Origin of the sequence: Achromobacter sp., from assembly GCF_049647645.1 — a bacterium.
Taxonomy (GTDB): Bacteria; Pseudomonadota; Gammaproteobacteria; order Burkholderiales; family Burkholderiaceae_B; genus Achromobacter.
Genome location: NZ_JBARYB010000212.1, coordinates 1 through 10,760, shown reverse-complemented (window position 1 = coordinate 10,760; position 10,760 = coordinate 1). Strand labels below are relative to the sequence as shown.

The 10,760-nt window shown below is 67.2% G+C and carries 8 protein-coding genes and 1 pseudogene; 3 read left to right on the top strand and 6 right to left on the bottom strand.

Annotation, left to right across the window (positions count from 1 at the left end):
* From WBB14_RS25005 to WBB14_RS24985, 5 genes and pseudogenes are all read right to left on the bottom strand, one after another.
* Positions 1–96 (bottom strand): annotated as a pseudogene (locus WBB14_RS25005) (3-hydroxyacyl-CoA dehydrogenase); the annotation flags it as partial.
* Positions 93–2,444 (bottom strand): bifunctional salicylyl-CoA 5-hydroxylase/oxidoreductase, encoded by a 2,352-nt coding sequence (locus tag WBB14_RS25000; protein ID WP_424242152.1) that lies wholly within the window; start codon positions 2,442–2,444, stop codon positions 93–95. The pseudogene WBB14_RS25005 and the gene WBB14_RS25000, both read right to left, overlap by 4 nt.
* A 696-nt stretch (positions 2,445–3,140) precedes the next feature.
* On the bottom strand, positions 3,141–5,009 hold the full coding sequence (gene ilvD, locus WBB14_RS24995) for a dihydroxy-acid dehydratase (protein WP_424242151.1): 1,869 nt from the start codon (positions 5,007–5,009) through the stop codon (positions 3,141–3,143).
* A 107-nt stretch (positions 5,010–5,116) separates the two neighbouring features.
* The gene (locus WBB14_RS24990; protein ID WP_424242150.1) at positions 5,117–5,944 is read right to left on the bottom strand and encodes an AraC family transcriptional regulator; all 828 of its coding nucleotides are present in this window, start codon (positions 5,942–5,944) and stop codon (positions 5,117–5,119) included.
* A gap of 117 nt (positions 5,945–6,061) precedes the next feature.
* A complete protein-coding gene (locus tag WBB14_RS24985; protein ID WP_424242149.1) occupies positions 6,062–6,952 on the bottom strand; it encodes a LysR family transcriptional regulator in 891 nt (296 codons plus the stop codon).
* Between the two features lie 115 nt (positions 6,953–7,067).
* Here WBB14_RS24985 and WBB14_RS24980 point away from each other — a divergent pair, with 115 nt between their 5' ends.
* Both WBB14_RS24980 and WBB14_RS24975 read left to right on the top strand, forming a co-directional pair.
* Positions 7,068–7,613, top strand: a complete 546-nt coding sequence (locus WBB14_RS24980) for an N-acetyltransferase family protein (RefSeq protein WP_424242148.1) — start codon at positions 7,068–7,070, stop codon at positions 7,611–7,613.
* On the top strand, positions 7,610–8,800 hold the full coding sequence (locus WBB14_RS24975) for an MFS transporter (RefSeq protein ID WP_424242147.1): 1,191 nt from the start codon (positions 7,610–7,612) through the stop codon (positions 8,798–8,800). Before WBB14_RS24980 ends, WBB14_RS24975 begins: the two co-directional genes overlap by 4 nt.
* Before the next feature lie 61 nt (positions 8,801–8,861).
* On the opposite strand, the gene queC is transcribed toward WBB14_RS24975, so the two are convergent.
* The gene (gene queC / locus WBB14_RS24970; RefSeq protein WP_424242146.1) at positions 8,862–9,581 is read right to left on the bottom strand and encodes a 7-cyano-7-deazaguanine synthase QueC; all 720 of its coding nucleotides are present in this window, start codon (positions 9,579–9,581) and stop codon (positions 8,862–8,864) included.
* Positions 9,582–9,803: 222 nt separating this feature from the next.
* On the opposite strand from queC, the gene WBB14_RS24965 reads away from it, so the two are divergent.
* The coding region (locus WBB14_RS24965) for a phosphoenolpyruvate carboxylase (protein ID WP_424242145.1) at positions 9,804–10,760 on the top strand (957 nt) is incomplete at its 3' end.

Below are 10,760 nucleotides of genomic sequence, written 5' to 3'. Positions count from 1 at the left end.
CTGCAAGAGCGCCCGGGCGCAGGCCAGCCCGATGCCGCGGGCGCCGCCCGTCACCAGGGCGTGGCGTCCTGCCAGCGGGAGCGGAGTTGCGTTCATTTGATGTCCAGTAGCGCCATGGCGGCGGCGCGTTCGAAGTTGGTTTCCAGTTGGCGCTTGCCGGCGAAGTACTGGTTCGGCCACGAAACATCACGGTAGCCCACCCGCGCCGCTTCGCGTAGCGTCCAGGAGGCGTCAGCCAAATGGGGACGTGCAAGGGCGCAGAGGTCGGCGCGGCCCGAGGCGATGATGCCGTTGGCGTGGTCGGCCTCGAAGATGGCGCCCACCGCGATGGTCGGGATGCCGGCCTCGTTGCGCACGCGGTCGGCGAACGGGGTCTGGAACATGCGGCCGTAGACCGGCTTTTCTTCCTTGCTGACCTGGCCGGACGAGCAATCGATCATGTCGGCGCCGGCGTCCTTGAAGTGGCGCGCGATCGCCACCGCGTCATCGGCCGTGATGCCGCCTTCGACCCAGTCGCTGGCCGAAATCCGCACCGACATGGGCTTGGTCTCGGGCCAGACGGCGCGCACCGCATGGAACACTTCCAGCGGGAAGCGCAGGCGGTTCTCCAGGCTGCCGCCGTATTCGTCGGTACGCTGGTTGGTCAGCGGCGAAATGAAGCTGGACAGCAGGTAGCCGTGGGCGCAGTGCAGCTCCAGCCAGTCAAAGCCGGCCTGCTCGGCGCGGCGGGCCGCGGCGACGAAGTTGTCGCGCACGTCGTCCATGTCGGCGCGCGTCATGGCTTGCGGCGTTTGCGACACGCCTTCGATGTACGGCAGGGCCGACGCCGACATCAGCGGCCAATTGCCCTCGGCCAACGGATGGTCGATCTTCTGCCAGCCCAGCTGGGTGGAGCCCTTGCGGCCGGCGTGGCCCAGTTGCAGGCCGATGCGGGCATCGCTGTTGCCATGCACGAAGCCGACGATGCGGGCAAACGCCTCGCGCTGTTCGTCATTCCACAGCCCCGGGCAACCCGGAGTGATGCGGCCGTCCGGCGACACGCAGGTCATCTCGACCATGACCAGGCCGGCGCCGCCCATGGCGCGCGCGCCCAGATGCACCAGATGGAAGTCGCCCGGCACGCCGTCGGTGCAGGAATACATAGCCATCGGCGACACCATGATGCGGTTCTTCAGCCGCACACCGCGAGCCTGGTAAGGCGTCAGCATGGGAATCGCGGGCCGCTGGCCCGGCGCCGCAGCGGCGCCGGCGCGTTCCGCGATCCAGCGCTCAAAGCCTTCCAGCCAGGCCGGATCGCGCAGCCGCAGATTCTCGTGCGAAATCCGCTGCGAGCGGGTCAGCAGGGAATAGGCGAACTGCTCGGGCTCCAGCTCGGCATAACGCTCCACGTTCTCGAACCATTCGGTGGAGTTGCGGGCGGCGTTCTGGATCTTCAGCACTTCGACGCTGCGCACGTCCTCGTAGTGCTTCAGGCCCGCTTCCACGCTGCCCTCGGCGCCGCTCAGGCAGCGCGCCAGCTCGATCGAATCCTCCAGCGCCAGCTTGGTGCCCGAGCCGATCGAGAAGTGGGCGGTGTGGGCGGCGTCGCCCATCAGCACCACGGGCACGCGACGCTCGCCGCGGGCAGTGTCCAGCGTGTTCCAGTGCACCCAGGTATTGCAGATAACGCGCGGGAAACGGATCCAGATGGCCGAGCCGCGCAGGTGCGTGGCATTGCTGATCAGCGCATTGCCGTCCAGCCAGGGCGCGAACAGCTTTTCGCAGTAGGCAATACCCTCTTCCTGGCTCATCTGTTCGATGCCGGCGGCCTGCCAGGTTTCCTCGGGCGTTTCCACGATGAAGGTGGACATGCCGTCTTCGTAGCGGTAGGCGTGCGCCTGGAACCAGCCGTGTTCGGTCTGCACGAAGGCGAAGGTGAAGGCGTCGAACACCTTCTTGGTGCCCAGCCACACGAAACGGCAGCGGCGCTGGTCAATGTCCGGATGGAAGGTGTCCGCGTAGCGGGTGCGGACCTGGCTGTTGATGCCGTCCGAGGCAATCACCAGGTCGGCGTCGTATTCGCGGGCGATGGCCTGATCGTCCTGCACGAAGTTCTCGAACACCAGCTTCACGCCCACATCTTCGCAACGCGCCTGCAGGATGTTCAGCAGCTTCTTGCGGCCAATGCCGATGAAGCCATGGCCGCCGCTGCGGATGCTGCGGCCCTTGAAGTTGATGTCGATGTCGTCCCAGTGGTTGAAGGCGTCGCCGATAGTCTGGGCGGAAACCGGATCGGCCTCGCGCAGGTTCTGCATGGTGGCGTCCGAAAACACCACGCCCCAGCCGAAGGTGTCGTAAGGGCGGTTGCGCTCGATCACGGTGACTTCGTTGGCGGGGTCCTGCAGCTTCATGAGCAGACCGAAATACAGGCCGGCGGGGCCGCCGCCGATGCAGACTATTTTCATTGCCGTAACGCTCCGTGGTAAGCGACTACCGCTCTGAATTCCTGGAGCTGGGGCCGCAGATATTTAAACCTGGATAGTTTAGGCTTGAAATATATACCTGAAGATGCCGAGGTGCAAATGGGGAAAGTATCTAGATAGTCTGTGAATTTAAAATGGGGACGAGCTAAAGACTTTGGGGACGGAATCCCGGCCTCGCAGCCGTTGTCCCAGAGCCAGGCCAGCGCATGGAACAGATCCCCAGAAAGCCAGCCGTAACCCGCTCACCGCATGCGCAAGCGCAAGCGAACACAATCGCAATCCAAGAAATCACGTATGTCATTTCCGGCCGCCCGCGCGGCCGAAAATGACGGGCAACCCAAGACTCCCCCCTGAACACAGATCCAGCAGCGCATCAAACCAAGAAGCACGTAGCCCGTCGGCGCGGGCGCCTGGGTGGCGAGCAACCTCGATGCGCCCGAGGGAATCGAAAGGAACCGCCGCAGGCGGTGACGACGATGACGACGGGGCAGTCCGGAGCGAACGCTCCGGACCGCAATCGTGGGCGCTCGCCACCCAGGCGCCCGCGCCGACGGGCGGCCTACGAAGCACCACGGCCCCAGCACCGGCCACGAGCACCAGCACCAGCACCAGCACTCATCAGACACAAAAAAAGCGGCGCATAAAAGCGCCGCCCTTCTCACCCCTCAGCAAGCAAAATCAGCGCTTGCCCTTCTGCTTAAGCTGCGACAAATCCCGCACCGCCCCGCGATCCGCCGACGTCGCCAAGGCCGCATAAGCCTGCAGCGCCTGCGACACGACACGTTCGCGACCGACCGGCTCCCAGCCATCAGCACGAGCATCCATCGCCGCGCGCCGGCGCGCCAGTTCCTCGTCGGAAACGGCCAGATGCATCTTGCGATTCGGGATATCGATCTCGATCACATCGCCCTCTTCCACCAGGCCGATCGTGCCGCCTTCCGCCGCTTCCGGCGAAGCGTGGCCGATCACCAGGCCCGACGAACCGCCCGAAAAGCGGCCATCGGTAAACAGCGCGCAAGTCTTGCCCAGACCCTTGGACTTCAGGTACGACGTCGGATACAGCATTTCCTGCATGCCCGGACCGCCCTTCGGGCCTTCGTAGCGGATCACCACCACGTCGCCCGCGACGATCTTGTCGCCCAGAATGCCTTCCACGGCGTCGTCCTGGCTTTCAAAAACGCGCGCGCGGCCAGTGAAGACCCATTGCGACTCGTCCACGCCGGCCGTCTTCACGATGCAGCCCTTTTCAGCCAGGTTGCCGTACAGCACGGCCAGGCCGCCGTCCTTGGAATAAGCGTCTTCCTTGCTGCGGATGCAGCCCGTCTTGCGGTCGGTGTCCAAGGTCAGGAAGGTTGCGTCCTGGCTGAAGGCCACCGTGGTCGGGATGCCGCCCGGCGCCGCGCGGTAGAACTTCTGCGCTTCCTCGCCAGCGCCGCCGGCCACGTCCCATTGCTTGATCGCATTGCCCAGCGTGCCGCTGTGCACGTTGCCGCAGGACAGGTCCAACAGGTCCGCGCGCGCCAATTCACCCAGGATGCCCAGGATGCCGCCAGCGCGGTGCACGTCTTCGATGTGGTACTTGTCGGTGGCCGGCGCCGCCTTGCACAGACACGGCACCTTGCGCGAAATGCGGTCGATGTCGGCCATGGTGAAATCCACCCCGGCTTCCTGCGCCGCAGCCAGCAGATGCAGCACGGTATTGGTCGAACCGCCCATGGCCACGTCCAACGCCATCGCGTTCTGGAACGCGCTCTTGGTGGCGATGTTGCGCGGCAGGACCGACTCGTCTTCTTCCTGGTAATAGCGGCGGCACAGATCCACCACCAGGCGGCCGGCCTGCTCGAACAGCCCCTTGCGCCAGGCGTGCGTGGCGACGATGGTGCCGTTGCCCGGCAAGGCCAGGCCGATGGCTTCGGTCAGACAGTTCATCGAATTGGCGGTGAACATGCCGGAACAGGAGCCGCAGGTCGGGCAGGCGCTGCGTTCGACTTCGGCCACTTCGGCATCCGACACCTTGGGATCGGCGGCCTTGATCATGGCGTCGATCAGGTCGATCTTGGCGATGACCTTGCCGTCGGTGGGCGACTTGACCTTGCCCGCTTCCATCGGGCCGCCCGACACGAACACGACCGGGATGTTCAGGCGCATGGCGGCCATCAGCATCCCCGGAGTGATCTTGTCGCAGTTCGAAATGCAGACCATGGCGTCGGCGCAATGCGCGTTGACCATGTATTCAACCGAGTCGGCGATCAGTTCGCGCGAGGGCAGCGAATACAGCATGCCGCCGTGGCCCATGGCGATGCCGTCGTCCACGGCGATGGTGTTGAATTCCTTGGCGACGCCGCCAGCGGCTTCGATTTCCTTGGCGACCAGCGCGCCCAGGTCGCGCAGGTGCACGTGGCCCGGCACGAACTGCGTGAACGAGTTCACTACCGCGATGATCGGCTTGCCGAAGTCGTCGTCCTTCATGCCTGTGGCGCGCCACAAGGCGCGGGCGCCGGCCATGTTGCGGCCGTGGGTCGAGGTGCGGGAGCGGTAGTGCGGCATGGTTTGTCTCTGGCTGTAGCTGTTAGCGTAGGCGGCAAAACGTTAAATAATACGCTGGTTCCGGCCCCATCCGTCCGCCGGCCGCCCGCGGGACGCCACGGCGGCCATCAGGCGGACGCCACGCCGCGCGCCGCAAATGCGCTGGGCGGCTCGCCCACCGCCTTGCGGAACATGGCCGCGAAGGCGCTGGGGCTTTCGTAACCCAGGTCCAGCGCCACCTCCAGCACGCGCTCACCGCGCGCCAGCCGCTCCATCGCCGCCAGCAGCCGCGCCTGCTGGCGCCAGCGGCCGAAGGTCATGCCGGTGTGGCGCAGGAACAGGCGATGCACCGTCTTCGGGTCCACCCCCAGCGCGCGCGCCCAGTCAGCGGCGCCGTCCTGGCGCTCCGGATGCCGCACGATGGCGCGACAGATACGCGCCAGGCGCGGCTCGGACGGCTGCGGCAGGTGCAACGGCAGCACCGGCTCCTGCCGCAGTTCGTCCAGCAGCAACATCATCAGCCGGCCGTCGCGCGTGTTGGGCGCCCAGTCCAGCGGCACCTCGGCCGCCGCGACCATCAGTTCGCGCAACAAGGGGGAAATCGACAGCACGCAGCATTCCGCCGGCAGATGGGCAGCCGCGCCCGGCTCCACGAAGACCGTGCGCATGCGCGGCTCGCCGCTCATGCGCAGGCCATGCGAGACCCAGGCCGGCACCCAGACGCCACGCGTGGGCGGCACCACCCAGATGCCAGCGTCGGTGTCCACCACCATCACGCCTGAGATCGCATACAGCAGCTGGGCGCGGCGGTGCCGGTGCCGGCGGACGCGGTGGCCGTCTTCGTAATCCACGGCCAACCCGGCCACGGGGCGGCGCGAGGACTCATAGGGGAACAGGTCCAGGTCTGCGGGCTTGTAAGGCGCGCGGCCGCGGGACGGGGAGGCGGGTTTGTCCATTTTGCGATGATTGTTATTCAAATAGCGTGGAATGGTCCACACCAGTGTACCCATACGCCGCGCCGGCCCGTCCACGCCTGCCGCCCGCCCGTGGCGGACGAGTCCAGGCCTGAGCGTTCACCCGCGCAACGCCAGCAGCGACTCCTGCAGGTGCCGCAGGCCCCGGCTGAGGGGCTTGTCCCGCCGCAACACGATGGCCAGGCTGCGCGACAGGCGCGGCGCAAGCGACCGGACTTCCAGCGCCTGGCGCCGGCCCGCGCCCGACACCGCCAACCTGGGCAGAATGGCGCAGCCCAGGCCGGCGGCGACGATCTCCTTCATGGCCTCGGTGCTGCCCAGCTCCATCACGGGCTTGGCGGCCAGCCCGGCGTCCTCGAACCAGTCGTCCACCAGGCGGCGGGTGCGCGCGCCAGGTTCGAACAGCACCAGCGGCAACTGCGCCAGCGCCTGCGGCGTGGCGGCGGCGGGAATGGCGGCCGGATCGCGGGCGGGAAAGATCGCCACGAACTCGTCCTCCAGCACCGGCGTGACCTGGAACATGCGGCCCGGCGCGGGCAAGGTGACCAGGCCGATGTCCAAGGTGTTGTTCTCCAGCCCGCGCAGCATGTCGGCCGTGTTGCCGGTGCTGGCCACGATGTCCAAGGCCGGAAAGCGCCGCCGCAGGTCGGCCAGGATCGGCGGCAGCAGATAGGTGCAGGCGGTAGCGCCCGTACCCAGCCGGACGCGGCCCGACACTTGGGATGCGTGCGCGGTCATGGCGAGTTCGGCCTGCGCCAGCGCGGCGTCGATGACGCGCACGTGCTCCAGCAACTCCAACCCCGCCGCGGTGGGGCCGGCGCGGCGGCCGACGCGTTCCACCAGTTTCAGGCCGAAGCGCCGTTCCAGTTGGCGGATCTGCAGGCTGACGGCGGGCTGCGTCACGCCGCCTCGTTCCGCCGCAGCGGAAAAACTGCCCAGTTCGATCACCTGCGCGAAAGTGCGCAAGTGGTCCAGGTTGAGGCCGCGCATCGCTGTTATCCAAAGTTTTACTTATGCAAATCATAATAAACCAAAGCTTTATTAATAAATAAGCTTGCGCGACACTGGCGGCTTGTTTCTCCACTTCCATTGCCACGGCCTGCTCATGTCGTCCCCCGTCCCCACCGTCCTCATCCGCGACAGCGCGGAAGCCGATCTCCCCGCCATCAAGGCCATCTACGCCCACCACGTGCAGCATGGCACCGCCTCGTTCGAGCTGGACCCGCCGTCGATCCCGGAAATGCGCCAGCGCCGCGCCGCCGTGCTGGAAAAGGAAATGCCGTATCTGGTCGCCGAGATCAGCGGCGAGGTGGTGGGCTACGCCTACGTCACCCCTTACCGCCCGCGCCCGGCCTACCGGCACACGGTGGAGGATTCGGTGTACGTGAAGGCGGGCCGTTCCGGCCTGGGCATCGGCGGCAAGCTGTTGGCCGCGCTGATCGAGCGCTGCACCGCCGCCGGCTGGCGCCAGATGCTGGCCGTGGTGGGCGACAGCCGCAACGCCGCGTCCCTGGCGCTGCACGCCAGCCAGGGCTTCCATCCCGCCGGCACGCTGCGGTCGGTGGGACGCAAGCACGGCGAATGGCGCGACACGGTGCTGATGCAGCGCACGCTGGGCGAGGGCGACGCCACGCCGCCGCAACGGCCGTGATCGCGCCGCGCGCCATCGTCTGCCTGGGGCTGACGCAACTGGTCGGCTGGGGCGTGATGTATTACCTGATCGGCGCCCTGGGGCCGGCCATGGCCGCCGATCTGGGCTGGAACGCCGCCACGGTCTACGGCGGTTTTTCAGCGGCCATCGTGGTGATGGCCATGGTGTCGCCGTTGGCCGGCGTGGCCGTGGACCGCTGGGGCGGACACCGCGTCATGCCCGTGGGCGCGGTGCTGGGCGCGCTGGGCTGCGCGGGCCTGTCGATGGCGCACTCCATTCCCTGGTACTTCCTGGCCTGGGCCGTGCTGGGCGTGGGCATGCGGCTGTGCCTGTACGACGCGGCTTTCGCGTCGCTGGCGCGCGCAGCCGGCCCCTCGGCGCGCCGGCCCATGTCGCAGATCACGCTGTTCGGCGGACTGGCGTCCACGGTGATGTGGCCGGTGGGACACGCGTTGTCGGAATGGCTGGGCTGGCGCGGCGCGGTGCTGGCCTACGCCGGCCTGGCGTTGGCCACGGTGCCGCTGTACCTGGCGCTGCCGCGCGAACGCTACACCGCCGCAGCAAGTGGCAAGGACAAAGCCTCTGCCGGCCTGACCCGCAACGCCGCCGAGCGCCGCCTGGCGGGCGCGCTGTACGCGTTGATCGCGATGCTGACCAACTTCCTGGCGGCGGGCAATGCGGCCCATCTGATCTCGCTGTTATCGGGGCTGGGCCTGGCCGCGGCGGCCGCGGTCAGCGTCGCAGCCCTGTGGGGCGTCGGCCAGTTCGCGGCGCGCCTGGCCGATGTGGCGCTGGGCTCGCGCCTGCATCCGCTGACGCTGACGCTGGCGGTGTGCGCGGTTCTGCCGCTCTGCTTTCTGCTGGCGCTGCTGTCCGGCGGCAACCTCTACGCCACCGCTGCCTATGCGCTGCTTTACGGCGCCTGCAACGGCCTCTTGACCATCACCCGAGGCACCTTGCCGCTGGCGCTGTTCGACTTCCGCAGCTATGGCACGCTGGTCGGCTCGCTGCTGATCCCCAGCTTCCTGCTCACCGCTGCCTCGCCGGTGGCCTATGCCTACATCGTGGCCAGCCACGGCGCGCGCGGCGCGATGGCGCTGTCGTTGGTTCTGGCCGCAGCGATCTGCGCGGCGGCGTTCGCGTTGCGGTGGAAGTTCATACAAAGGACGCGCGCGGCATTCGCCTGATGCGCAATCCGCTCCCGGTATCCGCCGCGCCAGGCCGCGCGGATGCTGGAGCCACCGCGTCCTAACCTTCGGCGGCGGACGCCACCACCCATTTTTCCCAGCCGATCTTCCTGAGCTTGCAGGCGGGACATTCACCGCAGCCATAGCCCCAGCCATGGCGCGCGCCGCGTTCGCCCAGGTAGCAGGTATGGCTTTCCTCGACGATGGTTTCCACCAGCGCGTCGCCACCGAGCTGATACGCCAGCGCCCAGGTTTCGGACTTGTCGATCCACATCAGCGGCGTCTCGATCGTGACCCGCGAGCCCAGGCCCAAGCCCAGCGCCACCTGCTGCGCCTTGATGGTGTCGTCGCGGCAGTCGGGATAGCCGGAGAAATCGGTTTCGCACATGCCGCCCACCAACACGTCCAGCTGGCGGCGATAACCCAGCGCGGCGGCCAAGGTCAGGAATAGCAGGTTGCGGCCAGGCACGAAGGTGTTGGGCAGGCCGTTGGCCTGCATCTCGATCGCGCGGTCGCTGGTCATGGCGGTGTCGCCCACCTGGCCCAGCACCTTCAGGTCCAGCAGATGGTCCTCGCCCAGGCGCGGCGCCCAGTCGGGGAAGTTGTTGCGGATGTCGCGCAGCACGTTCAGGCGCGCGCTCAATTCGATGTGGTGGCGCTGGCCATAATCGAACGCCACGGTTTCCACATGGGCATAGCGCTCCAGCGCCCAAGCCAGGCAGGTGGTGGAATCCTGCCCGCCCGAAAACAGCACGAGCGCGCGACGTTGATGATTTTGCATAAAAGGGGGCTTCTGGAAAGACGAAGGGACGGCAGGCCTGTACGGACAGGGAGCAGCCAGCCTTTAGTGTAAACATGCTGCTGGCGGACTTTAAAGCGCCCCCGGCGGCGGCCGTAAAAAGTCTGCGTAAAATCTTCCTGATTCTTTTTCCCGGTTTACCTGCAACGCCTCTTCTTTCCTACCCTCTCCCCTTTCTCAGCAGCCTCGACGGATCCCCGCCAGATGAATGCCATGCGCCCGCAGTCCGATTCAGCAGAACCCTTGCGTCACGATATCCGGCTGTTAGGCCGATTACTGGGCACCGTCATCGAGGAATGTGAGGGCAAACGCGTCTTCGACACCATCGAAACCCTGCGCCGCACGGCCGTGAAATTCCGCCGCGAAGGCAACGACGCCGACGGCAAACTGCTGGAGCAACGCGTCAAGCGCCTGCAAGGCAGCGACCCCAACTCGGTGGCGCGCGCCTTCAGCTACTTCCTGCACCTTTCCAATATCGCCGAAGACCGCGACCAGAACCGCCGTCAGCGCGCCCGCGCCATCGCCAGCGACGCGCCGGAACGCGGCAGCCTGCGCGAAGCCGTGCAGACCCTGGGCCGCCAGGGCGTGGGCGTGGCGCGCATCCGCCGCCTGCTGGCCGAGGCCTGCGTGATGCCGGTGCTGACCGCGCACCCCACCGAAGTGCAGCGCAAGAGCACGCTGGACGTGCACCGCGAGATCGCCGCGGCGCTGATCCAGCGCGAGGGCACGCTCACCCCGGACGAGCTGGCCGACCTGGACGCATCGCTGCTGGGCCGCGTGGCCACGCTGTGGCAAACCCGCATGCTGCGCTACACGCGCTTGACGGTGGCCGACGAAATCGAGAACGCGCTGTCGTACTACCGCAGCACCTTCCTGCAAGTCATCCCGCGGGTGTACGGCGACCTGTCCAAGCTGCTGAGCCGCGAATCCGCCAAGCCGTTCGCCGCGCCGCCGGCGCCGCTGGAGCCGTTCCTGCGCATGGGCAGCTGGATCGGCGGCGACCGCGACGGCAACCCCAACGTGGACGCCAGCACGCTCGAACGCGCGCTGCTGCGCCAGGCCACCGTGCTGTTCGAACACTATCTGCAAGAGGTTCACGCGCTGGGTGCGGAACTGTCCGTCACCACCCTGCTGATCGGCGTCGACGCCGAACTGCTGGCG